Genomic DNA, 24,338 nt, shown 5'->3' on the forward strand with positions numbered 1-24,338 from the left:
TCAGCCCACTTTGACCATGTGCGGGGCCGGCGCGCGGTCGGCCGGCGAGTGGTCCAGGTCACGGCTGACCAGCAGCAGGACCTGGGCGGAGGCGTCCGCGACCTGGGCCTTGTAGCCGGTGATGGAACGGGCGAAGACGTTGTAGATGACCACGGCGGGGATGGCCGCGACCAGGCCCATGGCGGTGGCCAGCAGGGCTTCGGCGATGCCGGGGGCGACCACGGCGAGGTTGGTGGTCTGGGATTTGGCGATGCCGATGAAGCTGTTCATGATGCCCCACACGGTGCCGAACAGGCCGACGAAGGGCGCGGTTGAGCCGATGGTGGCGAGTACGCCGGTGCCCATGCTCATCTTGCGGCCGCTGGCGGCGACGAGGCGCTCCAGGCGGAAGCTGACGCGTTCCTTGATGCCGTCCTTCTCGCGGGTGTTGGTCGAGAGCTTCAGCTCGTCGAGGGCGTCCTGCACCAGCACCTGGGACAGGTTGTTCGGGGCGGCGGCCTTGTCGGCGGCTTCCGGCAGGTTGCGCGCGGCCTTCAGGGCCACCAGTTCGCGGCGCAGGCGGCGCTTGGCACCGAGCAGCTCGATGCTCTTGGCCAGCCAGATGGTCCAGGTGAGGATCGAGGCGAGCACCAGGCCGATCATCACGCCTTTCACCACGATGTCGGCGTTCTGGTACATGCCCCAGGGCGACAGGTCGTGGGCCGGCAGGCCTTCTTCGACGGCTTCGGGCGCGGTACCGGCCAGGGCGGCGGCGAGGTCGTTGCCCAGGCTCAGGCCCTGGTCGATGGCGGCGAGGGTCTTGTCGATCTCTTCCGGGGCCACGCCCTGTGCCTGCAGGGTCTGGCGGGCGGTGTCGCGGATCTGCTCCGGGGTGGCCTGGGGGCCGAGGGCCTGGAGCGTGCTCAGCAGTTCGGCGTTGGCCGGTGCGGCGGGCGCGCTGGTGATCGGCTGTGCACCTTCGGTCGGCGCGGTAGCGCTCGGCGTTGCGGCCGGTTGGGCGCTGGCCGTGGGGGCGGCCGGGGCAGTGGGCTCTTCGGCGAAGGCTGCGCCGGCGGGCAGCAGGGCCAGGCCGAACAGGAGCGCCGCCAGGGGGCGGGCGCGACGGGAAAGCAGAGCGGGCTGGGCGTTGGGTGCAATAGGTTTCATGGCCGGACCTGAAGGTTAATTGCGGTTTCGCCCGCCGTTGAGGAGCCGTCGCGGACAAAGGTGGGGCATTATTGCAAGTAATTCTTGTTTGTAAAAGTGATAATGTAACCTCTCCGCCGCGATCCGGACGGACGCGTGCGAATTCGCATCACCCCGCCCCAGCCCTTATCCTCAGCACTTTTACGGAGACGCTCCCATGTCCGAATCCCCGCGTTTGCTCATTGCCGGCTGTGGCGATGTAGGCAGCCGACTGGCCCTGAGGATGTTGGCTGAAGGCTGGCGGGTCCACGGCCTGCGGCGAAATGTCTCGGCGCTGCCGGCGGGCGTGTTACCCATCGCGGGTGACCTGGAGCGCGCCGAGCGGCCGGTCGACTGGCCGACGGACGCGCTCGATGCGGTGGTGTTCTGCGTGGCGGCGAGCCGCCATGACGAGGAGGGCTACCGCGCCGCCTATGTCGAAGGCCTGCGCTACGTGCTGGCCTGGTTGCGCGAGAGCGGGCAGCAGCCCCGGCGCCTGCTGTTCGTCTCCAGCAGCGGCGTCTACGGGCAGCGCGATGGCGAGTGGATCGACGAAGACGCCCCCGCCGAGGCGGATGGCTATTCGGGTCGTGTCATGCGCGAGGCCGAGCAGCTGGCGCTGGACAGCGGCCTGCCGGCCACCCTGGTGCGCCTGACCGGGCTCTACGGGCCGGGCCGCGAGTGGCTGCTGAACCAGGTGCGCATGGGTTACCGGGTGGCGAGCGAGCCGCCGCTCTACGGCAACCGCATTCACGTGGACGATGCCGCTGGCCTGCTGGCCCACCTGCTGCGTGTTGAACAGGCCGGGACGCCGCTGGCGTCCTGCTACCTGGGCGTGGACGATGCGCCGGCACCGCTTGATGAGGTGGTGGCCTGGCTGCGCGAGCGCCTGGGGGTGACGCATTGGTCGGAGTCCTCCACCGTGCGCCGGGCCGGCAGCAAGCGCTGCAGCAATGCCCGGGCCCGGGCGTTGGGTTGGGAGCCGCAGTACCCCAGCTTCCGCGAGGGCTACGCGGCGATCCTCAAGGACGCCTGAGGTGGATGCCAACCGGCTGCTGGCCAAGGCCTGGCTGCCTGGGGTCGAGCTGTTCCATGCCGACTTCTCCGGCCAGCCCTTTGGGCGTCACAGCCACGATGCGTTCGCCATCGGTGCCATCCTGCATGGCGTAGGTGGATACCAGTGTCGGGGTGCGCGGCATGCCCTGCCCGCTGGCACCCTGTCGCTGATGAACCCGGAGGAGCCTCACACGGGACACGCCGAGTCGCCCCGGCTGGTGTACCGGATGCTCTACGTGGAAGAAGCCCGTCTGCCGACCCTGCTCGGGCGCAAGGCCCTGCCACGGGGGTTTGGCGCGCTCAACCCGGGCGATGACGGTGCCGTGGCCCAGGCCTTGGCACGCCTGGCCGGGGAGTTCGAGCGAGGCGACGCACTGGCGTTGGAAAGCGAGCTGCTGGAGCTGCTGGAGCTGGTGTTTGTGCGTCATGGGGGGCTGCGCCCCACGGGCAGCGGTGCGCGCGACGGCGGGGTGACCGGCCAGTTGCGCGATTACCTGGAGTCGCACTACCGCGAGGCAGTGAGCCTGGAGCACCTGGCCGGCCTGCTGCAGCGCCATCCACGCCACCTGATCGAGGCGTTCCGTCGTGCCTACGGAGTGCCGCCCCACACCTACCAGCTGCAGCGCCGGGTGCGCGAGGCGAAGCAGCGGCTGCTGGCAGGCGAACCCTTGGCGAGCCTGGCGCTGGAGCTGGGGTTCTACGACCAGGCGCACTTCTCCAGCACCTTCCGCCGTTTCACCGGGGTGACGCCCGGTCGCTTCCGCCGCGAGGCGCTGCGCTGACGGGCGCCCTGCCCGACCCGACTTTCTTCCAATACGCGAGCACCGGACCCTGGCGAGACTCCACCGCCTTGCCGTGGAGGTCATATGCTCGCTCTGTTCCTGTTGGTCGCCAGCACCCACTTCGCTGCCCTGCTGTCACCCGGTCCGGATTTCTTCCTGTTGTTGCGCGCGGGACTCACCCGTGGGCGCCTGCACGCTGCCGGCTGTGCCTGGGGCATCGCGTTGGCGAACCTGGCGAGCATGTTGCTGGTATTGCTGGCGCTGAGCCTGCTGCCTGCCGAGGGCGGCTGGGTGTGGCGCGCCCTGCAACTGCTGGGTGGGGGCTACTTCCTGTGGCTGGGCGCTCAGGCCTTGATGGCGCGGCGCCGGCTCGACCTGCCCGAAGCCAGCGCGGATGCGGGTCTTGGCTCCTGGCGAAGGGGCGTGCTGGAAGGGTTGCTGGCCAGCAGCGTCAATCCGAAGTTGCCGATCTTCTATGCCGGGCTGTTCGGGGTGCTGCGCTCGGCGCAGATGCCCGACTGGGGCCTGGCCCTGTGCATGGCCTGGATGACCCTGGTGGTGCTGGGCTGGGATCTGGGGCTGGTGCGCCTGGTGTCACACCGCCGCTGGCAGGCCTGGCTGCAACGGCGGGTGGTGGTGCTGGATCGGCTGTGTGGCGGGTTGCTGGCGTTGCTGGGGGGCTGGCTGGTGGTCGGGGCTTTCTAGCCGCTGCCGGGCTTTACTGGCGCTCCAGCACCCAGGCGCGCTTGCCGGGGTAGTACTCGGGCATCTCGTCGATCTGGGCGCGGTTTCCGGTCTCGAGGATTTCCAGGCGGTTGCCGTCGTGGACGAAGATCCAGGGCGCGCCCTGGTCGCCGAGTTGCAGCCACATGCTGTCGTTCTCGCCGCTCATGGCGGCGCAGTCGCCGGCCAGGCAGAGGGCGAAGCGGTCGGCGCCGGGCAGCCCTTCCAGCCGGCCGTCGGGGTGGAACAGTACCAGGCCGCCCTGCCCCGTGCCTTCGAGGATCTTCCAGGTGCCGCCGAGGTAGGTCTTGTAGAGGGCGTATTCGAAGCTGCTGCCTTCCGGTGCGCCGTCGGCGGCAGGTTCGGCCGGGCGTACGAAGTGCTGTTCGGGGAAGTTCTCGCTGGCTTCCTGGATCAGCTGGCGCCCCTTGAGGTTCAGGTGCTCGTGGTAGTCGTCGCCGTAGAAGTCCACCTGCCAGCGGCCCTTGCCCTGGGGGACCAGGCGGCCCTCGCCCAGTTCGAAGCCGTTGCTGTAGTTGGCGGTCCCGGCGTGGGTGTCGAGGCTCCACTCCAGGTTGGGGCCGTAGGCGAGCAGGGCCTCGCGCAACTTGCCTTCACGGGCGGCTTCGTCGATGGCGGTCTGGTTGATCCAGACGCCGCTGGGGTCGCTGGGCGTGCCGGCACAACCGGCCAGCAGGGCGGCGCAGATGAGGGGGATGAGGGCTTGGCGCATGGCGGGGTTCCTTCCTTTGGCCGGGTGCAGCGGGCAAGGTGCCCGCTGCGGGCCATCGGGTTTACTCGAGGACCAGGATGGCGTCCATCTCGACCTGAGAGCCACGGGGCAGCGCGGCCACGCCGATGGCGGCGCGGGCCGGATAGGGCTGCTCGAAATAGCGGCCCATCACTTCGTTGACCTTGGCGAAGTGGGACAGGTCGGTGAGGAAGATGTTGAGTTTGACGATGTCCTTGAAGGAGCCACCGGCGGCTTCGGCGACGGCCTTCAGGTTCTCGAACACCTGGACGGTCTGGGCTTCGAAGCCTTCCACCAGCTCCATGGTCTTGGGATCGAGGGGGATCTGCCCGGACATGTAGACGGTGTTGCCGGCCTTGATCGCCTGGGAGTAGGTGCCGATGGCGGCGGGAGCCTTGTCGCTGTTGATCACGGTCTTGCTCATGGAAACTCCTTGTACAGGTGAAAGCACCCCGGGCTGTGCCCGGATGGGCGCGGTTGGAGACGGGCCTGGCCATGGGCGGGTGTGCCCGGGCGGCCTCGCCTCCGTGGGTTCAGCGGGCCGTCAGGCGCGCACCCGGGTGATGCGGATCACCCCCTTGAGGGCGCGCAGTTTCTTGATGACCCGGGCCAGGTGCACGCGGTCGTGCACGCTGATCACCAGCTGGACGACGCTGATGCGGCCATCGCGCTCGTCCATGCCGATCTTCTCGATGTTGCCGTCGGCGGCGTTGACGCTGCTGGCCAGCAGGGCGATCAGGCCGCGCTGGTGCTCCAGCTCGACGCGCAGCTCGACGTTGAATTCGCCGGTGACGTCCTTGGCCCAGGAGAGTTGCACGCACTTCTCCGGGTTGTGGCGGATGTCGCCGATGTTCTTGCAGCTTTCCAGGTGCACCACCATGCCGCGGCCGGCGGAGAGGTGGCCGACGATGGGGTCGCCGGGGATCGGTGTGCAGCACTTGGCGTAGCTGAGGACCAGGCCTTCGGTGCCACGGATCGCCAGCGGGCCTTCGGGGCTGGGCAGCTGTTCGCCATCGCTGGCCAGCAGGCGGCGAGCCACGACGTAGGCCATGCGGTTGCCGAGGCCGATGTCTTCCAGCAGGTCTTCCAGCACTTCGAGGCGGTATTCGCCGAGGACGGCCTGGATGCGCTCGGGGGTGATCTTGTCGAGGCTGCTTTCGAAGCCGGCCAGCACCTTGTTCAGCAGGCGTTCGCCGAGGTTGATGGACTCGGAGCGGCGCTGCAGCTTGAGGGCGTGGCGGATGTGGGTGCGGGCCTTGCCGGTGACCACGAAGTTGAGCCAGGCCGGGTTGGGCCGTGCGCCGGGGGCGGTGACGATCTCCACCGTCTCGCCGCTCTGCAGCGGCTCGGACAGGGGCGCCAGGCGACGGTTGATGCGGCAGGCGATGCAGGTGTTGCCGACGTCGGTGTGGACCGCGTAGGCGAAGTCGACCGCGGTGGAGCCCTTGGGCAGCTCCATGATGCGGCCCTTGGGCGTGAAGACGTAGACCTCGTCGGGGAACAGGTCGATCTTCACGCTCTCGATGAATTCGAGGGAGTTGCCGGCACGTTGCTGCAGTTCCAGCACGCCCTTGACCCACTGGCGCGCGCGGGCGTGGGTGCCCTTGGGCTGGTCGTCCTCGGCGGACTTGTACAGCCAGTGGGCGGCGATGCCGTTGTTGGCCATCTCTTCCATTTCGCGGGTGCGGATCTGGATCTCGATGGGCACGCCGTGCATGCCGAACAGGGTGGTGTGCAGGGACTGGTAGCCATTGGCCTTGGGAATGGCGATGTAGTCCTTGAAGCGACCGGGCAGCGGTTTGTACAGGTTGTGCACGGCGCCGAGCACGCGGTAGCAGGTGTCCACCTTGTCGACGATGATGCGGAAGGCGTAGACGTCCATGATCTCGTTGAACGCCCGGCGCTTGCCGCGCATCTTCTTGTAGATGCTGTAAAGGTGCTTCTCGCGGCCGATCACCTCGCCTTCCATGCCTTCGCGGGCGAGGCAGTGGGTGAGGGATTCCTCGATCTTGGCGACGATTTCCTTGCGGTTGCCCCGGGCCCGGCGGACGGCGGCGCGGATGCGCTCGGAGCGCATGGGGTGCATGGCCTTGAAGCCGAGGTCCTCGAATTCCACACGCATGCTGTGCATGCCCAGCCGGTTGGCGATGGGGGCGTAGATTTCCAGGGTTTCCTTGGCGATGCGCCGGCGCTTTTCACCGGAGAGCACTTCTAGGGTGCGCATGTTGTGCAGGCGGTCGGCCAGCTTGACCAGGATCACGCGGATGTCGCGGGCCATGGCCATGGCCATCTTCTGGAAGTTCTCGGCCTGGGCCTCGGCCTTGGACTCGAAGTTCATCTGGGTCAGCTTGCTGACCCCGTCCACCAGCTCGGCCACGGTGTCGCCGAACTGGGCGGTGAGCGCCTCCTTGGCGATGCCGGTGTCCTCGATCACGTCGTGCAGCATGGCGGCCATCAGGCTCTGATGGTCCATGTGCATGTCGGCGAGGATGTTGGCGACGGCCAGGGGGTGGGTGACGTAGGCCTCGCCACTGCGGCGACGCTGCCCGTCATGGGCCTGCTCGGCGTAGTAGTACGCCCGGCGGACCAGGTTGACCTGGTCCGGGCCGAGATAGGTCGAGAGCCGTTCGGCGAAGGTTTCTATGCCAGGCAAGGCAGTTCTCCTTTCCGGCTATGGCCTCCCTGCGCCGTGCGACGTCGACCGGGCATGGGAATCAGAGCGCCTCGTTGGACTCGTCCTCGAAGGCAGCAAACAGCGGCTCTTCTTCCACGATGTCTTCCTGGGCGATGACTTCGTAATCAACCAGGCCGGCGGCGATCTCACGCAGGGCGACGACGGTGGGCTTGTCGTTTTCCCAGGCTACCTTCGGCTCCTTGCCGCCGGTGGCCAGCTGACGGGAACGCTTGGTCGCGAGCATGACCAGCTCGAAGCGGTTATCGACGTTTTCCAGGCAGTCTTCAACGGTAACGCGGGCCATGGTGTTCCTCGTAGCACAGAGTGGGGTGGCGATGGCTTTGCCCGGAACGGGCGGAGCGGACTGGATAGTCTAAAAAATCACCAGCATTAAGGGAAGCGCTGAATGTTCAGCGCTTCCCGGTGGTCATGTCGATCAGGCCAGCAGACGGGCGAGAAGCGCGCCGTGGGTGATCTGCTGGCTGGCCTGGGCGAGGCGCTGGCTGCGGAAGATCGCGCGCAGGTCCTCCAGGGCGACGGCGAAGTCGTCGTTGATCACCAGGTAGTCGTACTCGACGTAGTGGCTCATCTCGCTGACGGCTTCGCGCATGCGGCGCTCGATGATCTCGGCGCTGTCCTGGCCGCGGTTGTCCAGGCGCTGGCGCAGGGCTTCCTGGCTCGGCGGCAGGATGAAGATGGACTTGGCCTGGGGCATCAGGTGGCGAACCTGCTGGGCACCCTGCCAGTCGATCTCGAGGATCAGGTCGTGGCCTTCGGCGAGTGCCTGCAGCAGCCAGCGCTGGGAGGTGCCGTAGAGGTTGCCGAAGACTTCGGCGTGCTCGATGAAGTCGCCGTGCTCAAGCATGTGCACGAAGGCTTCGCGGCTGACGAAGTGGTAGTTCACGCCATCGACCTCGCCGGGGCGCATGCCGCGGGTGGTGTGGGAGACCGAGACGCGGATGCGCGGGTCGGTGTCCACCAGGGCCTTGACCAGGCTGGTCTTGCCGGCGCCGGAGGGGGCCGAGACGATGTACAGGGTGCCGGGGGTGACGGTCATGGATGGGTCTCTTACTCGATGTTCTGCACTTGTTCGCGCATCTGTTCGATCAACACCTTGAGGTTGACCGCTGCCTGGGTGGAGCGTGGGTCGAAGGCCTTGGAGCCGAGGGTGTTGGCTTCGCGGTTGAGTTCCTGCATGAGGAAGTCGAGGCGGCGGCCGGCGGCACCACCGGCCTTGAGCACGCGGCGCACTTCGGTGATGTGGGTGCCGAGGCGGTCCAGCTCCTCGGCCACGTCGCTCTTCTGCGCCAACAGCACGAGCTCCTGTTCCAGGCGCTGGGGGTCGAGCTCGGCCTTCATCTCGGCGAAACGGTCGAGGATCTTCTGCCGCTGCAGGCCGAGCATCTGCGGTACCAGTTCTCGCAGGGCGGCGACTTCCTCCTGCATGGCGTCGAGGCGCTCGTTGAGCAGGCGGGCCAGGTCGGCACCTTCACGGGCGCGGCCGGTCTTGAGTTCTTCCAGGGCCTTGCCGAAGGCCTCCAGGGCCGCGGCGTTCAAGGCCTGGGGATCGGCGGCGTCGGCCACCAGCACGCCGGGCCACGCGAGAATCTCCAGCGGGTTGAGCGGCGCCGGCTGGCTGACCAGGGCGGCCACGGCTTCGGCGGCGGCTACCACCTGGGCGGCCCGCTCGCTGTCGACCTGCAGGGGCTTGCCAGCCTCGGCTTCGGCGAAGCGCAGGGTGCATTCGACCTTGCCGCGGGACAGGCCCTGGCGCAGCGCTTCGCGAACGGCCCCCTCCAGGTCGCGGAATGCTTCTGGCAGGCGCAGGTGGGGTTCGAGGTAGCGGTGGTTGACCGAGCGCAGTTCCCAGCTCAGGGTGCCGTGGGTGCCGGCCTGCTCGACGCGGGCGAAGGCGGTCATGCTGTGCACCATGGGGAGTCCTCTCGGTGTGGGTAAGGGCGGCGATTGTAGCCGACTCCGTGGCCCCTCCCAACGCGGTGATGTCCCGGGGGCGGAGGCCCCTCTATAATGGCCGGGATTTTCCCTCCGACAGGTATTCCCAGATGAAACGTCCCAGTGGCCGCGCAGCTGACCAGCTGCGTTCGATCCGCATCACCCGCAACTACACCAAGCATGCCGAAGGCTCGGTGCTGGTCGAATTCGGGGATACCAAGGTGATCTGCACCGCCAGCGTCGAGGCCGGTGTGCCGCGCTTCCTCAAGGGCCAAGGCCAGGGTTGGCTGACTGCCGAGTACGGCATGCTGCCCCGCTCCACCGGTGAGCGTAACCAGCGCGAGGCGAGCCGTGGCAAGCAGGGTGGCCGTACCCTGGAGATCCAGCGCCTGATCGGCCGCTCCCTGCGTGCCGCGCTGGACATGAGCAAGCTGGGCGAGAACACCATCTACCTGGACTGCGACGTGATCCAGGCCGACGGCGGCACCCGCACGGCCTCCATCACCGGTGCCATGGTGGCCCTGGCGGATGCGCTGAAGGTACTGAAGAAGCGCGGTGCCCTGAAGGGCGAGCCGCTCAAGCAGATGATCGCTGCCGTCTCCGTCGGCGTTTACCAGGGTGAGCCGGTGCTGGACCTCGATTACCTGGAGGACTCAGCGGCCGAGACCGACCTTAACGTGGTCATGAACGACGGTGGTGGCTTCATCGAAATCCAGGGCACCGCCGAGGGCGAGCCCTTCCAGCCCGAGCAGCTCAATGCCATGCTGGCCCTCGCGCGCCAGGGCATGGACGAACTGTTCCGGATCCAGAAGGCCGCTCTGGCCGACTGACCCGGCCCATCACGACGAGGACGCACCCCATGAATGAGCCCACCCCCGTACAGCAACCGAACCAGGACGTCAGGCAGTGGGCGATGTTCTGCCATTTCGCTGCGTTCCTCGGTGCGGTCTTTCCCTTCGGCAACCTGCTGGGGCCGCTGATCCTCTGGCAGATGAAGAAGGACGTGGACCCCTTCATCGATGCCCAGGGCAAGGAGGCGCTGAACTTCCAGATCACCGTGAGCCTGGCGGGGCTGCTGTGCATCCTGCTGATGTTCGTGGTGATCGGCGTCTTCCTGCTGCCCCTGCTGGGCATTGCCGCGCTGGTGCTGACCATCATCGGTGGCATCAAGGCCAACGAGGGCAAGGACTATCGCTACCCCTTCGCCTGGCGGCCATTGAAGTAGCGCATGCACGAACGAAAAAGCCGGCGAATGCCGGCTTTTTTATGGGCGCTGCACTCAGATGCTCAGCAGCCAGTCGTAGTCGACGATCAGCGGAGCGTGCTGGGAGAAGCGCGGCTGGCGAGGCAGGCGGGCACTGCGCACGGTGCGGCGCATGCCGGGCGTGAGGATGTGGTAGTCGAAGCGCCAGCCGAGGTTGAGCATCTCGGCCTGCTCACTGTCCGGCCACCAGCTGTACTGGTCGCCTTCGCGGCTGACTTCGCGCAGGGCATCCACATAACCCATGTTGCCGAACACTTCGTCCATCCACGCGCGCTCGGGTGCCAGGAAGCCGGGGAGCTGCTGGCAGTCGCGCCAGTTCTTCACATCCAGCTTCTGGTGGGCGAGGTAGAGCGACGAGCAATAGATGTACTCGCGACGCTTGCGGCGCTGCTTGTTCAGGTAGTGCGCCAGGTCTTCCATGAACTTGAACTTGTGGTTCAGGTTCTCATCGCCACCCTGGCCCGAAGGCAACAGCAGGGAGGCGATGCTCACTTTGTCGAAATCCGCCTGCAGGTAGCGCCCATAACGATCGCAGGACTCGAAACCGAGTCCCCAGATCACTGCCTTGGGTTGCAAGCGCGAATAAAGCGCCACGCCGCCTTGGCTTGGCACTTCAGCATCGCTGGCATAGAGGAAATAGCCATCCAGTTGGAAGGCCGGGTCGTCCAGGTCATAGGCAGAGGCACGGGTGTCTTGCAGGCAGATCACGTCGGCATTCTGTGCTTGCAGCCAGCTGAGGAGTCCTCGCTCGGCTGCAGCATGAATACCATTCACGTTCACACTGATGATCCGCATAAATGGCCCCCAAAAACTCGTGCGTGTATGATACCCGAGCTCTTTCTATTTAGCTAAATCCGTGCCGTCCGGGGCTTTTTCACCATGCAGGCGTATCAGCGCGACTTCATTCGCTTTGCCATCGAACGCGGTGTACTGCGTTTTGGCGAATTCACCCTCAAGTCCGGGCGCACCAGCCCCTATTTCTTCAACGCCGGCCTGTTCAACAGCGGCCTCGCGCTGGCTCGCCTGGGGCGCTACTACGCGTCGGCGATCGTCGACAGCGGGCTCTCCTTCGACGTCCTGTTCGGCCCTGCCTACAAGGGCATCCCGCTGGCGGCTTCCACCGCCGTGGCGCTGGCCGAGCACCATGACCGCGACCTGCCCTGGTGCTTCAACCGCAAGGAAGCCAAGGACCACGGCGAGGGCGGCACCCTGGTGGGCGCACCGCTGGCCGGGCGTGTGCTGATCATCGACGACGTGATCACCGCCGGTACCGCGATCCGCGAGGTGATGCAGATCATCCAGGGCCAGCAGGCCCAGGCGGCGGGCGTGCTGATCGCCCTCAACCGCCAGGAGCGTGGCAAGGGCGAGCTGTCGGCGATCCAGGAAGTGGAGCGTGACTTCGGCATGCCGGTGGTGAGCATTGTGTCCCTGGAGCAGGTGCTGGAATATCTGGCCGGGGATGCTGAACTGAAGTCGTACCTGCCTGCGGTGGAGCGTTACCGCGCAGACTACGGAATCTGACTCTCCAGCGACCACAGGGTGTGCCGATGCTGAAGCCGGGTGCGATCCGACTTGCCTTGATCCTGGGTGCAATGGCACCGCTGGCCGCCCAGGCCGAGCTGTACCGCTACACCAATGAAAAGGGTGTCACCGTACTGGACCGCCTCGGCGTTCCGCCGCAGTTCATCGACAAGGGCTACGAGGTCCTCAACGACCAGGGCCGTGTGGTGAAGACCGTGCCGCCGGCGCCCACCCTCGAGGAACGCCAGCGCATGCAGGCCGACAAGGCCCGTGCCGGCTCCGATGCCCAGCTGCTGCGACTCTACACCAGCGTCGAGGACGTCGACCGCGCGCTCCAGCGCAAGCTCTCCGAGCTGGACGGGTTGATCACCGTGGCCAAGGGCAACCAGCAGTCCCTGCGTACCCAGCAGGCCAACCTGCAGGCCCAGGCCGCCGACAACGAGCGTGCCGGACGCCAGGTCCCCGAGGCGCTGGTGGCCCAGATCGACAACGTGCGCAGCGAGTACAAGCGCCTCGACGACGACATCGCCCGCTACCAGGACGAGCGCAAGAAAGCCCAGGCGACCTTCGCCGCCGACCGCGCCCGCCTCGCCGAGCTGTTGAACCGCTGAGTCACTCCTCGGCGGCGCAGCGCTCGAAGCCTCTCACCTTTTCCCTCAGCCAGGTGGGCAAGGGTCGGCTCGTCCGCGTCGTTGCATCGGCGTGCACGTAGACGATCTCCCCGCTGGTCAACGCCTCCTCGCCCCGCCAGATGCCCAGCGCAAACGTCAGGCTCGAACCGCCCAGCCGGCGTGTCCGGATGCCCAGGGTAAGCGCATCGTCGAAGCGGGCCGGTGACAGGTACTCCAGCAGGGTACGCACGGCGAAGAAGTCCCCGCCGTCGGCGATCAGGTCCTGTGGATAACGCACACCCAGCGCGCGGAAGTACTCGGTGATGGCGACATCGGCGTAGGTCAGGTAGTGGCCGTTGAAGACGATCCCCTGGGGATCGACCTCGGCCCAGCGTACGCGCAGCGGGTGAAGGAAGGTGAAGGCGTTCCGGTCGGGTGCGGGCATGGCACGGCTCCTGATGAGGGTGTGCCGAGCATTCCCGTCGGGGTGGAGGGATGCAAGCCGGATCGGGGAAATGAATAAGCCAGATCGCTCCGGCTTATTCGGGTGGTGCTCAGGCGCGGCGGCGGTTGCTGATCAGGGTGCCGACGCCACTGTCGGTGAAGATCTCCAGCAGCACGGCGTTGGGCACGCGCCCGTCGATGATGTGCGCGCTGGTGACGCCACCCTGCACCGCGTCGAGGGCGCAGCGGATCTTCGGCAGCATGCCGCCGTAGATGGTGCCGTCGGCGATCAGCTCGTTGACCTGCTCGGTGGTCAGGCCGGTGAGCACCTTGCCTTCCTTGTCCATCAGGCCGGCGATGTTGGTCAGCAGCATCAGCTTCTCGGCCTTGAGGGCCTCGGCCACCTTGCCCGCCACCAGGTCGGCGTTGATGTTGTAGGACTCGCCGTCCTGGCCGACGCCGATGGGGGCGATGACCGGGATGAAGTTGCCCTTCACCAGCATGTTCAGCAGCTCGGTGTTCACGCTGGTCACTTCTCCCACATGACCGATGTCGATGATCTCCGGCTGGGTCATCTCCGGGGTCTTGCGGGAGACGGTGAGCTTCTTCGCACGGATCAGCTCCGCGTCCTTGCCGGTCAGGCCGATGGCGCTGCCGCCATGGCGGTTGATCAGATTGACGATGTCCTTGTTCACCTGGCCGCCGAGCACCATCTCCACCACGTCCATGGTCTGCGCGTCGGTGACGCGCATGCCGTCGATGAAGTGGCTCTCGATGGACAGGCGCTTGAGCAGGTCGCCGATCTGCGGGCCGCCGCCATGCACGACCACCGGGTTGATGCCCACGGCCTTCATCAGGACCATGTCGCGGGCGAACCCGGCTTTCAGCTCGTCGCTTTCCATGGCGTTGCCGCCGTACTTCACGACCAGGGTCTTGCCGACGAAGCGGCGGATGTAGGGCAGTGCTTCGGACAGGACCTGGGCGACTTGGGATGCGGCGTCACGGCTGAGGGTCATGCGGGGCTCCGTGGATCAGAACGGCAGGTTGATATCGGGGGCGACGGCGTAGAGCTGGGCGCGGAACACTTCCTTGATGCGCTCCAGTTCCGCCTCGGAGTCGGCCTCGAAGCGCAGCACCAGCACCGGCGTGGTGTTGGAGGCGCGCACCAGGCCCCAGCCCTTGGGATAGTCGACGCGCACGCCGTCCAGGGTGGTGAGGTTGGCATCGCCCCAGGTGCCGTCGCGCTGCAGGCGCTCGATCAGGCGGAACTTGCTCTCGTCGGTGACGGTGATGTTGATCTCCGGGGTGGAGATGTCCTTCGGGAAGGCGGTGAACACGTGTTCGGCATCACGCTTGTCCTGGCTGAGGATCTCCAGCAGGCGGGCGGCGCTGTAAATGCCGTCGTCGAAGCCGTACCAGCGCTCCTTGAAGAAGATGTGGCCGCTCATCTCGCCGGCCAGCAGCGCGCCGGTTTCCTTCATCTTCTTCTTGATCAGCGAGTGGCCGGTCTTCCACATCACCGGACGGCCGCCGTAGCCGCTGATGAGGGAGGTCAGGCGGCGGGTGCACTTGACGTCGAAGATGATGTCGGCGCCCGGGTTGCGGGACACCACGTCCTTGGCGAACAGCATCAGCAGGCGGTCGGGGTAGATGATGGTGCCTTCGTTGGTCACCACGCCCACCCGGTCGCCGTCGCCGTCGAAGGCCAGGCCCAGGTCGGCGTTCTCTTCCTTCACCTTGGCGATCAGGTCTTCCAGGTTCTCCGGCTTACCCGGGTCCGGGTGGTGGTTCGGGAAGGTGCCGTCGACGTCGCAGTACAGCGGGATCACGCTGCAGCCCAGGGCCTCGATCAGCTTGGGTGCGATGACGCCGGCCACGCCGTTGCCGCAGTCCACCACCACGCGCATGGGCTTGGCCATGGCGATGTCATCGCGGATCTGCTGGAAGTAGCGGTCGAGGATCTCGACCTGCTGGACGCTGCCCACGCCGGTGGCCAGGTCGTTGTTCTTGATGCGGGTGTGCAGAGCGGTGATCTGCTCGTTGGCCAGGGTCTCGCCGGCGACGACGATCTTGAAGCCGTTGTAGTCCGGCGGGTTGTGGCTGCCGGTGAGCATCACACCGGACTTGCCGTCCAGCACGTTGGCGGCGAAGTACAGCACCGGGGTCGGCACCATGCCGATGTCGGTGACATGGCAGCCGCAGTCCATCAGGCCTTGGATCAGCGCCTGCACCAGCTCGGGGCCGGAGAGACGGCCGTCGCGGCCGACCGAGACGTTCGGCTCACCACGGGCGAGGCTTTCGGAGCCGATGGCACGGCCTACCCAGTAGGCGGTTTCGGCGGTCAGGGTATCGCCGACCACGCCGCGGATGTCGTAGGCGCGGAAAATGCTGGCGGGCAGGTTGGGGGCGGCTTGCGGGGTGCTCATGGCAGGGGTTTGCTCCAATCCCAGGAGGTCCTGGTCTTCGTCGAGAATGTCGATATCGAGGATGTCGGTATCTTGGAAAAGCGGGTTGGCCAGCTCCAGGGGTTCGATCACCTTGGCCGGTGCGGCAGCCGGGGCTGCTGCAGGGCTGGCCTTGCGCTCGTCGCCGACGCTGGGCGCCACCGGTTCCGGTTTGCGCCGCAACTGCCGGGCCAGTGACTGGGCCAGCGCATCCAGCGCCGGCAGCCGCAGGCTGTTGGGTTTGACGCTTTTGCCGCTGGAGAGTTCTTGCACCAGTTGGCTGAGCTGGGTGACGTCTTCCCTCAGCTTGCGCTGCAGGCCGCCATGCACCAGGTACAGGCCGGCCAGGGCGCCCACCAGGGACAGCAGGGCGGCGAGTCCGAGCAGCGGCACCGGCATGCCCGAGCTGCCCAGCTGGCTGCTGGGCGTGAAGGTCAGTTTCCAGTTGGGGTTGCCACTGGCCACGGCGATGGGCGTGCCGTCGGCGGCACTGCCGCGCTGGGCCAGGGTCTGGGCGGGGGCGTTGCCGAACTGCTGGGTGAACTGCAGCTGGCCGGTGCCATCCGGCAGCGGGGCCAGGGCGCTCAGCAGGCGCTCCAGGTCCACCACCAGCAACAGCGTGCCCTGGATCGGGGCGTTGTCGGCCAGGCGGATCGGCGCGGCGCTGTAGACCAGCCAGCGCTGGCCGACCTTGTAGGCCTCGGGTGCGGGCTTCTGCCCGCTTTCGGCGCGGCGCAGCATGTCCAGGGCGGCGAAGTTCATCGGCGCTGCGCGCTGGCTGTTCTGCTGGGCCTGACCGGGCAGGTTGAGGTGGGCATCCACCACGGCATTCCAGTAGCCCAGGCCGCGCTCGGCGACCTGCACGCGGGACGGGTCGCCGCTGTTGAGGGCGTCCGCCAGCGCCGGATTACGGGCGGCGGCGGTGGTGTCGGCAACCAGCTGGCCGAGGGCCTGGCGCAACGAGGCGCCCTGGCTGTCCGCCCAGGCCTGCGCCAGTTGGGCGCGCTGGGCTTTTTCGCCGCTGTCCACCAGGGTGAGCCAGAGCAGCGCACTGCCCGCGGCCACGCCGACGGCGGAGGCGATCAGCCCTGGCATCAGGTCGGTGAGCAGACCGCTGCCGGCCTTGGCGCCCTTGGCGGGCTCCCTGGCGTCGGTGGGGCTGGCCAGCATGCCGGTGTCGGTGTCCTTGGCATTGCGCTTGAAGAGTTTCACTGAAGGTCTCCCCCGCGATTCATCCTGAGGTCAATGCGGAATCAGCGGCTGCCCGAATGGCCGAAGCCGCCGGCGCCGCGCTCGCTCTGGCCGAACTCGTCGACGAGTTCGAAATGCGCTTGCACGACAGGCACCAAGACTAGCTGGGCCAGGCGTTCGCCGACGGCCAGGGTGAAGGCGCTCTGGCCACGGTTCCAGCAGGACACCATCAGCTCGCCCTGGTAGTCGGAGTCGATCAGGCCCACCAGGTTGCCGAGCACGATGCCGTGCTTATGGCCCAGCCCGGAGCGCGGCAGGATCAACGCGGCCAGGCCCGGGTCGGCGATGTGGATCGAGAGGCCGGTGGGAATCAGCACGGTCTGGCCGGGCTCCAGCGTCAGGTCTTCCTTGAGCATGGCGCGCAGGTCGAGGCCGGCGGAACCGGGGGTGGCGTACTGGGGCAGCGGGAATTCGCTGCCGAGGCGGGGGTCGAGGATCTTGGCTTGCAGTGCGTGCATGGAGTCTCAGGCCTGGTTGAGGCGGTCGGCGATGAAGGCAACCAGCTGGCGGGCGATCTTGCCCTTGCTGGTCTGGGAGAAGCTGGTCTGGTGCAGCCCGCGATCGATGATGGTGATCGCGTTCTCCTCGCTGTTGAAGCCGATGCTGGGGTTGGCCACGTCATTGGCAACGATCAGGTCGAGGTTCTTGTCGCGCAGCTTGCGCGAGGCGTACTCCAGCAGGTTCTCGGTCTCGGCGGCGAAGCCGACGCTGAAGGGGCGATCGGGCCGGCCGGCCAGGGTCGCGAGGATATCGGGGTTGCGCACCAGCTGCAGCAGCAGGCCTTCGCCGCTGGTGGGGTCCTTTTTCATTTTGTGCGGTGCGACCACTTCGGGGCGGTAGTCCGCCACGGCTGCCGCAGCGATCAGCAGGTCGCAGGGCATGGCCGCTTCGCAGGCCGCGAGCATGTCGCGGGCGCTGACCACGTCGACCCGGTTGACCCGGTCGGGGGTCGGCAGGTGGACGGGGCCGGTGATCAGGGTGACCTTGGCGCCCGCCTCCACCGCCGCTTCGGCCAGGGCGAAGCCCATCTTCCCGGAGCTGTGGTTGGTGATGTAGCGGACCGGGTCGATATTCTCCTGGGTCGGACCGGCCGTGATCAGCACGTGGCGGCCGGTCAGCGCCTGGTGTTCGAACAGGTTGGCGGCCTGCTGGGCTAGGTCGTCGGCCTCCAGCATGCGGCCCGGGCCGACATCGCCGCAGGCCTGGCTGCCGGCTGCCGGGCCGAACAGGTGCAGGCCCCGCTGGGCCAGGCACTGGGCATTGGCCTGGGTGGCCGGGTCGCGCCACATGGCCTGGTTCATCGCCGGGGCCAGGGCGACCTTGGCGTCGGTGGCCAGCACCAGGGTGGTCAGCAGGTCGTTGGCCAGGCCCTGGGCCAGGCGCGCCATCAGGTCGGCAGTGGCCGGGGCGATCAGCACCAGGTCGGCCCAGCGGGCGAGCTCGATGTGGCCCATCGCGGCTTCGGCGGCCGGGTCCAGCAGGTCGAGGTGCACGGGGTGGCCGGACAGGGCCTGGAGGGTCAGCGGTGTGATGAACTCGCGGCCGCCCTGGGTCATCACCACCCGGACTTCCGCGCCCTGGTCGCGCAGGCGGCGGATCAGCTCCGCACTCTTGTAGGCGGCAATGCCGCCCCCCACGCCCAGGACGATGCGTTTCCGATAGAGCCGCTGCATAGGCCTGCCTTAGTAATAGAGGTGGAGTGGTGCGCTGCGGTGTCGGCGCCTCCCCAGGGCCGGATCACCGCGCAAAAAAGGTTGGCTAAGATAGCACAGCGCCCGCATGGGAACAGCGGCGCAGCCGACCAGGGAGGTGTCATGAGCATCCGTCATTGGCCCGCAGCGGAACGCCCGCGGGAGAAGCTACTCGAACAGGGCGCGGCGGCCCTTACCGACGCCGAACTCCTCGCCATTTTCCTGCGCACCGGGCTGCCGGGGCAGAGCGCCGTGGACCTCGCGCGCCAGCTCCTGGTCCAGTTCGGCGGGCTGCGCCCGCTGCTGGAGGCGGACCTGGCCACGTTTTGCCAGCGGCCGGGGCTCGGGCCGGCCAAGTTCGCCCAGTTGCAGGCTGTGCTGGAAATGGCCCGTCGGCACCTGGCCGAGGGATTGCGGCGGGATTCGGCACTGGAGAACCCCCGGGCGGTGCGGGATTACCTCAAGGCCCAGTTGCGGCACGAGCCCCACGAAGTGTTCGGCTGCCTGTTCCTCGATACCCGCCACCGGGTGCTGGCCTTCGAGGTGCTGTTCCGCGGCACCATCGACGGCGCCAGTGTCTACCCGCGCCAGGTGGTCAAGCGCGCCCTGGCACACAACGCTGCCGCGCTCATCCTCACCCACAACCACCCTTCCGGCATTGCCGAACCCAGCCAGGCCGACCGCGACCTGACGCATCGCCTGAAGGATGCGCTGGCGCTGGTGGATGTGCGGGTGCTGGACCACTTCGTGGTGGGCGATGGCGAGCCGCTGTCCCTGGCCGAGTACGGCTGGCTCTAGGCCGCGCTCGCGAGCTGGCGGCGAATGGCTGCCAGCATGCGCCGCCGGATCAGCCCGCTGGCGGGGCGGATGGCCAGCCAGTAGGGGGTGAACAGCAGGCGGCTGCGGCGATCCGGGCAGTGGACGCGCGTCTCCGTGTGCAGGCGAACACCCGCCGGGCGTGGTGAGCAGTGGAAGGTCATCACCAGCTTGGCGACGCCCGGTTCCTCATACCTCATGAAGGCCTGTGCGTCAGGGACCGCTTCCAGACCGAAATCCGTACGCCAGAAGCGCCCGATCAGGCCGTAGGCCATTGCCTGGTCGCCGTCGCGTTCCAGCAGTGTGAACTCATGCAGGCCGAAGGCCGGCCGGGCCTCCAGTGCGTTGCGCCAGCCCAGTCGGTTCGCCAGGCGCGCGGGGGCTTCGCGCAGGCGGAGCAGGATCCTGACCAGCGGATCGTCGTGGGTGGAGAGCTGGCTGGCAGCGTCCAGTGCCTGTGCAGCGGAGGTGTCCAGGTCGAGGTGATGACGCTCGACGAACTGGAAATCCGGCAGGTAGCGCTCGGCCAGCTCGTTCAAGGCGCCAGCTCCACCTTGGAGAAGTCCTGCCGGCCGAAGGGGTTGGCCTCATAGCCGCGCACGTTGGCACGCACCAGGGCGAATGCCGTGGGGTGGGCCAGGGGCAGCCACAGGGCCTGCTCGTGGATGATCGCCTGGGCTCGGGCGTAGAAATCGCTGCGCGCCGTGGTGTCCGGCGTGGCCTTGGCCTGGCTGATCAACTGGTCGAGGTCCGGGTTGCAGTAGCGGGCGAAGTTCAGGCCCGACTGCACCGAGGCGCAGGCGAATTGAGGCGTGAGGAAGTTGTCCGGGTCGCCGTTGTCGCCCGCCCAGCCCATGAACAGCAGGTCGTGCTCGCCGGCCTTGGCACGCCGGATCAGTTCGCCCCACTCGATGACGCGGATGTCGGCGCGGATGCCCACCTTGGCCAGGTCGGCCTGCAGCATCTGCGCACCCAGGTTCGGGTTGGGGTTGAGCACGCTGCCGGAGGGGCGTGTCCACAGGGTGGTGCTGAAACCGTCCGGCAACCCGGCTTCGGCCAGCAGTGCCTTGGCCTTGTCAGGGTCGTAGGCGTAGCCGGGCAGATCCTTGGCGTAGCCCCAGGTGGTGGGCGGGAACGGGCCGTCAGCCGGTGTGGCGGTGCCTTCGAACACGGCCTTTATATAGCTGGCCTTGTCGAAGGCGAGATTGATCGCCTGGCGCACCTTGGCCTGGTCCAGTGGCGGATGCTGGCTGTTCAGCGCGACGAAGGCGGTCATGAAGGCCGGGGTCTCCACGACCCGCAGGTTGCTGTCCTGGCGTGCCTGCCCCACATCCAGGGGCTTGGGCGACAGGGCGATCTGGCATTCGCCCCGGCGCAGCTTCTGCAGGCGCACATTGGCATCCGGGGTGATGGCGAACACCAGGTTGTCCACCGCCGGCTTGCCGGCGAAGTAGTCCGGGTTGGCGCTGTAGCGGATCGCCGCGTCCTTCTGGAAGCGCTTGAACACGAAGGGGCCGGTGCCGATGGGCTGGGCGTTGAGCTTCTCCGGCGTGCCGGCTTTCATCAGCTGGTCGGCGTACTCGGCGGAATAGATAGAAGCGAAGCCCATGCTGAGCATCGCCAGGAAGGTGGCATCGGGGTGAGTCAGGTTGAAGCGGACGGTGTGCGCGTCGACCTTCTCCACCGAGCGCACCAGGCCCGGCAGCTGCATGGACTGGGCGTGGGGGAAGCCGCTTTGCGCCACCTTGTGCCAGGGGTTGGCCGGGTCGAGCATGCGCTGGAAGCTGAACAGCACGTCGTCGGCATCCAGCTCGCGGCTCGGGGCGAAGTAGTCGGTGCGGTGGAAGCGCACCCCGGGGCGCAGATGGAAGCTGTAGCTGAGGCCGTCCTCGGACACCTCCCAGCGCTCGGCCAGGCCCGGCACCAGGCGGGCGGCCTGGGCATCGAATTCCACCAGGCGGTTCATCAGCACGTCGGCCGAGGCGTTGGTGGTGGTCAGGGCGTTGTACTGCACCACGTCGAACCCGTCCGGGCTGGCTTCGGTGCACACGCTCAGGTTGGCCGCCTGTGCCAGCAGCGGGGCGAACAGCAGGGGGAGCAGGGCAAGGCGCATGGCGGATTCCTCGGGATGCGTTGGCCAGGAGGCGAACGCTAGCCCAGCCAGCGCGGTGGGGCAATCGCAGTTGCCGACGAATGGTCGCCAGGGCGAGGCGCCCCGGCTCGCGGCGGAACGCACGCCATGGCCGAGCGGCAGGGTGTGGGTAAGTTGGTGGAGCCCTTGCTGCACTAGGGGTGTTCTGGTATAAAGCAGCGCTCTTTTCTGGGGCCCGGTCTTTCGCAATCACTGTGCGGCCGGTAAGACCCTGACGAGACGGGCGCTAAACACGCCCACAATTGAGAGTTCAAGCGGCCAACCCATGCCGGGTTGGGCATGAGGTTTAGAGGGCTGAGGCATGTCTAGAGTCTGTCAAGTAACCGGTAAGGGTCCGGCTACCGGGAACAACATTTCCCACGCAAACAACAAAACCCGTCGTCGTTTCCTGCCGAACCTGCAGCACCATCGCTTCTGGGTCGAGTCCGAGAAGCGCTTCGTGCGTCTGCGCGTTTCCGCCAAGGGCATGCGCATCATCGACAAGCGTGGCATTGACGTCGTTCTGTCCGAGCTGCGCGCTCGCGGCGAAAAGGTTTAAGGAGCAAATCATGCGTGAACTGATCCGTTTGGTGTCCAGCGCCGGTACCGGCCACTTCTACACCACCGACAAGAACAAGCGCACCACTCCCGACAAGATCGAGATCAAGAAGTACGATCCTGTCGTGCGTAAGCACGTGATCTACAAGGAAGCCAAGATCAAGTAATTGATCCGGCCCTTGCGAAAAGCCCGCCTCATAGCGGGCTTTTTCATGCCTGCGATTTGGTGTGCCAGGCGCAGGACATAAAAAAGCCCGCTTTCGCGGGCCAGGGGTGACAAGCATCGGATGTCGGCAGGCTTATTTGGCCTGCTCGAAGATGACGTAGACCTTGCGGCAGGCTTCCAGCACTTCCCAGGTGCCGGAGAAGCCGGCCGGGATCACGAAGCGGTCGCCTGCGCGCACGGTCTTGGCGCTGCCGGCGGCGTCGCGGATGACGGAGACGCCCTGGAGGATCTCGCAGTACTCATGCTCGGTGTAGTTCACCGTCCACTGGCCGACCGCGCCCTCCCAGATGCCGACGTTGAACTGCCCGCAGGGGCTGCCGTAGTGGTTGCGCACACTCTGTTCGGGGTCGCCCTTGAGGATCTTCTCGGGCGCGGGGCGGTAGTGCTCGGCGGTGGCGGGGCTGGTGGCGAAGTCGACGATGGATTCGATGTTCATGGCGATTCCGTAGCGGCGTTGTGGAGGTCGCGCAGGGCGGCCTGTTTCTTATTCTGCCCGGCAGGTGTTCGGAATCCCGCCATGCACGGTGGCGGGAAATGCGGAACGCGGGCGTACCGGTCCTGAGTCTATGTTTAATAAAATGAACATTACAAGGCCCCTGCTCCCGGCAGTGTCAAAAATATTGAAAATCCAGGGGCCTCTGGTTTAGGGTGTCGCACAGCTTTGGCCGCGTGTAGGCCTTGCAGAATTCTTGACAGTGTCGGTCCCTCCCCTGCCGGCACTTCCACTAATAAAAGTAAGAGGAACGCCCCATGACCACCCTCACTCGTGCCGACTGGGAACAGCGCGCCAAGTCCCTGCAGATCGAGACCCGCGCCTTCGTCCATGGCGAATACACCCCGGCTGCATCCGGTGCCACCTTCGAGTGCATCAGCCCTGTGGATGGTCGTGTGCTGGGCCTGGTCGCCAGCTGTGACCTGGCCGACGCCGAGGTGGCGGTCAAGGATGCTCGCGCCACTTTCGAATCCGGTGTCTGGTCGCGCCTCGCCCCGGTGAAGCGCAAGGAAGTGATGATCCGCTTCGCCGACCTGCTGGACGCCCATGCCGAAGAGCTGGCCCTGCTGGAAACCCTGGACATGGGCAAGCCGATCGGTGACTCGCTGAACATCGACGTGCCGTCAGCGTCCCGTGCCATCCGCTGGAGCGGCGAGGCCATCGACAAGATCTACGACGAAGTCGCCGCCACCCCGCACAACGAGCTGGGCCTGGTGACCCGCGAGCCGGTGGGCGTGGTCGCCGCCATCGTGCCGTGGAACTTCCCCCTGCTGATGACCTGCTGGAAGCTCGGCCCGGCGCTGGCTACCGGCAACTCCATCATCCTCAAGCCGTCCGAGAAGTCGCCGCTGACCGGCATCCGCATCGCCCAGCTGGCCATCGAGGCCGGCATCCCCGCGGGCGTGTTCAACGTGCTGCCGGGATTCGGCCACACCGTCGGCAAGGCCCTGGCCCTGCACATGGACGTCGACACCCTGGTGTTCACCGGCTCCACCAAGATCGCCAAGCAACTGATGATCTACGCCGGTGAATCCAACATGAAGCGCGTCTGGCTGGAAGCCGGCGGCAAGAGCCCGAACATCGTCTTCGCCGACGCCCCGGACCTCAAGGCTGCCGCCGAGTCCGCCGCCGCCGCCATCGCCTTCAACCAGGGCGAGGTCTGCACCGCCGGCTCGCGCCTGCTGGTGGAGAACTCCATCAAGGAGAAGTTCGTGCCCATGGTGGTCGAGGCCATCAAGGGCTGGAAGCCGGGCAACCCGCTGGACCCCGCCACCAACGTCGGCGCGCTGGTGGACACCACCCAGATGAACAACGTGCTGTCCTACATCCAGGCCGGCCATGACGACGGCGCCAAGCTGGTGGCCGGCGGCAAGCGCGTGATGGAAGAGACCGGCGGCACCTACGTCGAGCCGACCATCTTCGACGGCGTGACCAACGCCATGCGCATCGCCAAGGAAGAGATCTTCGGGCCGGTGCTGTCGGTGATCGGTTTCGACAACGAGGCCGAGGCCGTCGCCATCGCCAACGACACCATCTACGGCCTGGCGGCTGCGGTGTGGACCAGCAACCTGTCCCGCGCCCACCTGGTGGGCAAGGCCCTGCGGGCCGGCAGCGTGTGGATCAACCAGTACGACGGCGGCGACATGACCGCGCCGTTCGGTGGCTTCAAGCAGTCCGGCAACGGTCGCGACAAGTCCCTGCACGCGTTCGACAAGTACACCGAGCTGAAGGCCACCTGGATCAAGCTCTGAACAACGGCGGTCTGACCGCCTGACACGGCGCGGC

General features: G+C 66.9%; 27 protein-coding genes. 11 read left to right on the forward strand and 16 right to left on the reverse strand.

Translation table 11 applies throughout. The features are described 5' to 3' along the window. Positions 1–1,146 carry a tonB-system energizer ExbB gene (exbB, locus tag BM198_RS00145; RefSeq protein ID WP_074966939.1) on the reverse strand — a complete coding sequence of 382 codons (1,146 nt, stop codon included), beginning with the start codon at positions 1,144–1,146 and terminating at the stop codon, positions 1–3. Positions 1,147–1,342: 196 nt separating this feature from the next. Between exbB and BM198_RS00150 the strand changes: the two genes are divergently transcribed. From BM198_RS00150 to BM198_RS00160, 3 genes are all read left to right on the forward strand, one after another. Continuing rightward, the gene (locus tag BM198_RS00150) at positions 1,343–2,200 is read left to right on the forward strand and encodes an NAD-dependent epimerase/dehydratase family protein (protein ID WP_074966941.1); all 858 of its coding nucleotides are present in this window, start codon (positions 1,343–1,345) and stop codon (positions 2,198–2,200) included. 1 nt (position 2,201) lies between these two features. Next, a complete protein-coding gene (locus BM198_RS00155) occupies positions 2,202–3,002 on the forward strand; it encodes an AraC family transcriptional regulator (protein ID WP_074966943.1) in 801 nt (266 codons plus the stop codon). Between the two features lie 84 nt (positions 3,003–3,086). Then, a complete protein-coding gene (locus BM198_RS00160; protein WP_044400653.1) occupies positions 3,087–3,707 on the forward strand; it encodes a LysE family translocator in 621 nt (206 codons plus the stop codon). A gap of 13 nt (positions 3,708–3,720) precedes the next feature. On the opposite strand, the gene BM198_RS00165 is transcribed toward BM198_RS00160, so the two are convergent. From BM198_RS00165 to BM198_RS00190, 6 genes are all read right to left on the reverse strand, one after another. Next, positions 3,721–4,458: a putative periplasmic lipoprotein gene (locus BM198_RS00165; RefSeq protein ID WP_044400656.1), complete on the reverse strand. Its 738-nt coding sequence runs from the start codon at positions 4,456–4,458 to the stop codon at positions 3,721–3,723. 61 nt (positions 4,459–4,519) lie between these two features. Then, positions 4,520–4,900, reverse strand: coding sequence for a RidA family protein (locus BM198_RS00170; RefSeq protein ID WP_044400660.1), 381 nt, complete (start codon positions 4,898–4,900; stop codon positions 4,520–4,522). A 120-nt stretch (positions 4,901–5,020) separates the two neighbouring features. Next, complete coding sequence (gene spoT / locus BM198_RS00175; RefSeq protein ID WP_044400662.1) at positions 5,021–7,129, reverse strand: bifunctional GTP diphosphokinase/guanosine-3',5'-bis pyrophosphate 3'-pyrophosphohydrolase; 2,109 nt, start codon at positions 7,127–7,129, stop codon at positions 5,021–5,023. Positions 7,130–7,190: 61 nt separating this feature from the next. Then, on the reverse strand, positions 7,191–7,454 hold the full coding sequence (gene rpoZ, locus BM198_RS00180; protein ID WP_044400664.1) for a DNA-directed RNA polymerase subunit omega: 264 nt from the start codon (positions 7,452–7,454) through the stop codon (positions 7,191–7,193). 132 nt (positions 7,455–7,586) lie between these two features. Beyond that, positions 7,587–8,207 (reverse strand): guanylate kinase, encoded by a 621-nt coding sequence (gene gmk / locus BM198_RS00185; protein ID WP_044400666.1) that lies wholly within the window; start codon positions 8,205–8,207, stop codon positions 7,587–7,589. Positions 8,208–8,218: 11 nt separating this feature from the next. Next, positions 8,219–9,082 carry a YicC/YloC family endoribonuclease gene (locus BM198_RS00190; protein WP_074966945.1) on the reverse strand — a complete coding sequence of 288 codons (864 nt, stop codon included), beginning with the start codon at positions 9,080–9,082 and terminating at the stop codon, positions 8,219–8,221. A gap of 131 nt (positions 9,083–9,213) precedes the next feature. Between BM198_RS00190 and rph the strand changes: the two genes are divergently transcribed. After that, positions 9,214–9,933, forward strand: coding sequence for a ribonuclease PH (gene rph / locus BM198_RS00195; protein ID WP_074966947.1), 720 nt, complete (start codon positions 9,214–9,216; stop codon positions 9,931–9,933). Positions 9,934–9,962: 29 nt separating this feature from the next. Next, the gene (locus BM198_RS00200) at positions 9,963–10,328 is read left to right on the forward strand and encodes a DUF4870 domain-containing protein (RefSeq protein ID WP_044400674.1); all 366 of its coding nucleotides are present in this window, start codon (positions 9,963–9,965) and stop codon (positions 10,326–10,328) included. A gap of 54 nt (positions 10,329–10,382) precedes the next feature. Here the strand turns inward: BM198_RS00200 and BM198_RS00205 are convergent, their stop codons facing one another. Next, positions 10,383–11,162, reverse strand: a complete 780-nt coding sequence (locus BM198_RS00205) for an exodeoxyribonuclease III (protein ID WP_044400676.1) — start codon at positions 11,160–11,162, stop codon at positions 10,383–10,385. Positions 11,163–11,246: 84 nt separating this feature from the next. On the opposite strand from BM198_RS00205, the gene pyrE reads away from it, so the two are divergent. Both pyrE and BM198_RS00215 read left to right on the forward strand, forming a co-directional pair. After that, positions 11,247–11,888 carry an orotate phosphoribosyltransferase gene (gene pyrE, locus BM198_RS00210; protein WP_044400679.1) on the forward strand — a complete coding sequence of 214 codons (642 nt, stop codon included), beginning with the start codon at positions 11,247–11,249 and terminating at the stop codon, positions 11,886–11,888. Positions 11,889–11,914: 26 nt separating this feature from the next. Continuing rightward, on the forward strand, positions 11,915–12,499 hold the full coding sequence (locus BM198_RS00215; RefSeq protein ID WP_044400682.1) for a DUF4124 domain-containing protein: 585 nt from the start codon (positions 11,915–11,917) through the stop codon (positions 12,497–12,499). A gap of 1 nt (position 12,500) precedes the next feature. Here BM198_RS00215 and BM198_RS00220 read toward each other — a convergent pair whose 3' ends face one another. From BM198_RS00220 to coaBC, 5 genes are all read right to left on the reverse strand, one after another. Next, on the reverse strand, positions 12,501–12,944 hold the full coding sequence (locus BM198_RS00220) for an acyl-CoA thioesterase (protein ID WP_074966949.1): 444 nt from the start codon (positions 12,942–12,944) through the stop codon (positions 12,501–12,503). A gap of 109 nt (positions 12,945–13,053) precedes the next feature. Next, positions 13,054–13,959: an acetylglutamate kinase gene (argB, locus tag BM198_RS00225; protein ID WP_044400686.1), complete on the reverse strand. Its 906-nt coding sequence runs from the start codon at positions 13,957–13,959 to the stop codon at positions 13,054–13,056. 15 nt (positions 13,960–13,974) lie between these two features. Next, the gene (algC, locus tag BM198_RS30275; protein ID WP_201774858.1) at positions 13,975–15,369 is read right to left on the reverse strand and encodes a phosphomannomutase/phosphoglucomutase; all 1,395 of its coding nucleotides are present in this window, start codon (positions 15,367–15,369) and stop codon (positions 13,975–13,977) included. A 1,271-nt stretch (positions 15,370–16,640) separates the two neighbouring features. Next, positions 16,641–17,096, reverse strand: coding sequence for a dUTP diphosphatase (gene dut, locus BM198_RS00235; RefSeq protein ID WP_074966953.1), 456 nt, complete (start codon positions 17,094–17,096; stop codon positions 16,641–16,643). A gap of 6 nt (positions 17,097–17,102) precedes the next feature. After that, on the reverse strand, positions 17,103–18,311 hold the full coding sequence (gene coaBC / locus BM198_RS00240) for a bifunctional phosphopantothenoylcysteine decarboxylase/phosphopantothenate--cysteine ligase CoaBC (RefSeq protein WP_074966954.1): 1,209 nt from the start codon (positions 18,309–18,311) through the stop codon (positions 17,103–17,105). 141 nt (positions 18,312–18,452) lie between these two features. On the opposite strand from coaBC, the gene radC reads away from it, so the two are divergent. Continuing rightward, a complete protein-coding gene (gene radC, locus BM198_RS00245; protein WP_069559568.1) occupies positions 18,453–19,127 on the forward strand; it encodes a RadC family protein in 675 nt (224 codons plus the stop codon). Here the strand turns inward: radC and BM198_RS00250 are convergent. Both BM198_RS00250 and BM198_RS00255 read right to left on the reverse strand, forming a co-directional pair. Continuing rightward, positions 19,124–19,684 (reverse strand): DUF2867 domain-containing protein, encoded by a 561-nt coding sequence (locus tag BM198_RS00250; protein WP_074966956.1) that lies wholly within the window; start codon positions 19,682–19,684, stop codon positions 19,124–19,126. The two genes, radC and BM198_RS00250, sit on opposite strands and share 4 nt — an antisense overlap. Next, positions 19,681–21,258: an ABC transporter substrate-binding protein gene (locus BM198_RS00255; protein ID WP_074966958.1), complete on the reverse strand. Its 1,578-nt coding sequence runs from the start codon at positions 21,256–21,258 to the stop codon at positions 19,681–19,683. The genes BM198_RS00250 and BM198_RS00255 overlap by 4 nt, the downstream gene beginning before the upstream one ends. A 340-nt stretch (positions 21,259–21,598) precedes the next feature. Between BM198_RS00255 and rpmB the strand changes: the two genes are divergently transcribed. Both rpmB and rpmG read left to right on the forward strand, forming a co-directional pair. Next, the gene (gene rpmB / locus BM198_RS00260) at positions 21,599–21,835 is read left to right on the forward strand and encodes a 50S ribosomal protein L28 (protein WP_044400708.1); all 237 of its coding nucleotides are present in this window, start codon (positions 21,599–21,601) and stop codon (positions 21,833–21,835) included. 10 nt (positions 21,836–21,845) lie between these two features. Then, on the forward strand, positions 21,846–22,001 hold the full coding sequence (gene rpmG, locus BM198_RS00265; RefSeq protein ID WP_012703270.1) for a 50S ribosomal protein L33: 156 nt from the start codon (positions 21,846–21,848) through the stop codon (positions 21,999–22,001). A gap of 132 nt (positions 22,002–22,133) precedes the next feature. Here rpmG and BM198_RS00270 read toward each other — a convergent pair whose 3' ends face one another. Then, entirely contained in the window at positions 22,134–22,496 is a 363-nt protein-coding gene (locus BM198_RS00270; protein WP_044400718.1) for a cupin domain-containing protein, read from the reverse strand. A gap of 314 nt (positions 22,497–22,810) precedes the next feature. On the opposite strand from BM198_RS00270, the gene BM198_RS00275 reads away from it, so the two are divergent. Continuing rightward, on the forward strand, positions 22,811–24,304 hold the full coding sequence (locus BM198_RS00275) for an aldehyde dehydrogenase (RefSeq protein ID WP_044400721.1): 1,494 nt from the start codon (positions 22,811–22,813) through the stop codon (positions 24,302–24,304). Positions 24,305–24,338 lie beyond the last annotated feature (34 nt).

This window comes from Metapseudomonas otitidis (genome assembly GCF_900111835.1).
GTDB lineage: Bacteria > Pseudomonadota > Gammaproteobacteria > Pseudomonadales > Pseudomonadaceae > Metapseudomonas > Metapseudomonas otitidis.

Excerpts from the sequence above, each read along its gene's own strand:
- exbB (WP_074966939.1), bottom strand. The coding sequence starts at position 1,146 with ATGAAACCTATTGCACCCAACGCCCAGCCCGCTCTGCTTTCCCGTCGC.
- BM198_RS00150 (WP_074966941.1), top strand. The coding sequence starts at position 1,343 with ATGTCCGAATCCCCGCGTTTGCTCATTGCCGGCTGTGGCGATGTAGGC.
- BM198_RS00160 (WP_044400653.1), top strand. The coding sequence starts at position 3,087 with ATGCTCGCTCTGTTCCTGTTGGTCGCCAGCACCCACTTCGCTGCCCTG.
- BM198_RS00165 (WP_044400656.1), bottom strand. The coding sequence starts at position 4,458 with ATGCGCCAAGCCCTCATCCCCCTCATCTGCGCCGCCCTGCTGGCCGGT.
- BM198_RS00170 (WP_044400660.1), bottom strand. The coding sequence starts at position 4,900 with ATGAGCAAGACCGTGATCAACAGCGACAAGGCTCCCGCCGCCATCGGC.
- rpoZ (WP_044400664.1), bottom strand. The coding sequence starts at position 7,454 with ATGGCCCGCGTTACCGTTGAAGACTGCCTGGAAAACGTCGATAACCGC.
- gmk (WP_044400666.1), bottom strand. The coding sequence starts at position 8,207 with ATGACCGTCACCCCCGGCACCCTGTACATCGTCTCGGCCCCCTCCGGC.
- BM198_RS00190 (WP_074966945.1), bottom strand. The coding sequence starts at position 9,082 with ATGGTGCACAGCATGACCGCCTTCGCCCGCGTCGAGCAGGCCGGCACC.
- rph (WP_074966947.1), top strand. The coding sequence starts at position 9,214 with ATGAAACGTCCCAGTGGCCGCGCAGCTGACCAGCTGCGTTCGATCCGC.
- BM198_RS00200 (WP_044400674.1), top strand. The coding sequence starts at position 9,963 with ATGAATGAGCCCACCCCCGTACAGCAACCGAACCAGGACGTCAGGCAG.
- BM198_RS00205 (WP_044400676.1), bottom strand. The coding sequence starts at position 11,162 with ATGCGGATCATCAGTGTGAACGTGAATGGTATTCATGCTGCAGCCGAG.
- pyrE (WP_044400679.1), top strand. The coding sequence starts at position 11,247 with ATGCAGGCGTATCAGCGCGACTTCATTCGCTTTGCCATCGAACGCGGT.
- BM198_RS00215 (WP_044400682.1), top strand. The coding sequence starts at position 11,915 with ATGCTGAAGCCGGGTGCGATCCGACTTGCCTTGATCCTGGGTGCAATG.
- BM198_RS00220 (WP_074966949.1), bottom strand. The coding sequence starts at position 12,944 with ATGCCCGCACCCGACCGGAACGCCTTCACCTTCCTTCACCCGCTGCGC.
- argB (WP_044400686.1), bottom strand. The coding sequence starts at position 13,959 with ATGACCCTCAGCCGTGACGCCGCATCCCAAGTCGCCCAGGTCCTGTCC.
- algC (WP_201774858.1), bottom strand. The coding sequence starts at position 15,369 with ATGAGCACCCCGCAAGCCGCCCCCAACCTGCCCGCCAGCATTTTCCGC.
- dut (WP_074966953.1), bottom strand. The coding sequence starts at position 17,096 with ATGCACGCACTGCAAGCCAAGATCCTCGACCCCCGCCTCGGCAGCGAA.
- coaBC (WP_074966954.1), bottom strand. The coding sequence starts at position 18,311 with ATGCAGCGGCTCTATCGGAAACGCATCGTCCTGGGCGTGGGGGGCGGC.
- radC (WP_069559568.1), top strand. The coding sequence starts at position 18,453 with ATGAGCATCCGTCATTGGCCCGCAGCGGAACGCCCGCGGGAGAAGCTA.
- BM198_RS00255 (WP_074966958.1), bottom strand. The coding sequence starts at position 21,258 with ATGCGCCTTGCCCTGCTCCCCCTGCTGTTCGCCCCGCTGCTGGCACAG.
- rpmB (WP_044400708.1), top strand. The coding sequence starts at position 21,599 with ATGTCTAGAGTCTGTCAAGTAACCGGTAAGGGTCCGGCTACCGGGAAC.
- rpmG (WP_012703270.1), top strand. The coding sequence starts at position 21,846 with ATGCGTGAACTGATCCGTTTGGTGTCCAGCGCCGGTACCGGCCACTTC.
- BM198_RS00270 (WP_044400718.1), bottom strand. The coding sequence starts at position 22,496 with ATGAACATCGAATCCATCGTCGACTTCGCCACCAGCCCCGCCACCGCC.
- BM198_RS00275 (WP_044400721.1), top strand. The coding sequence starts at position 22,811 with ATGACCACCCTCACTCGTGCCGACTGGGAACAGCGCGCCAAGTCCCTG.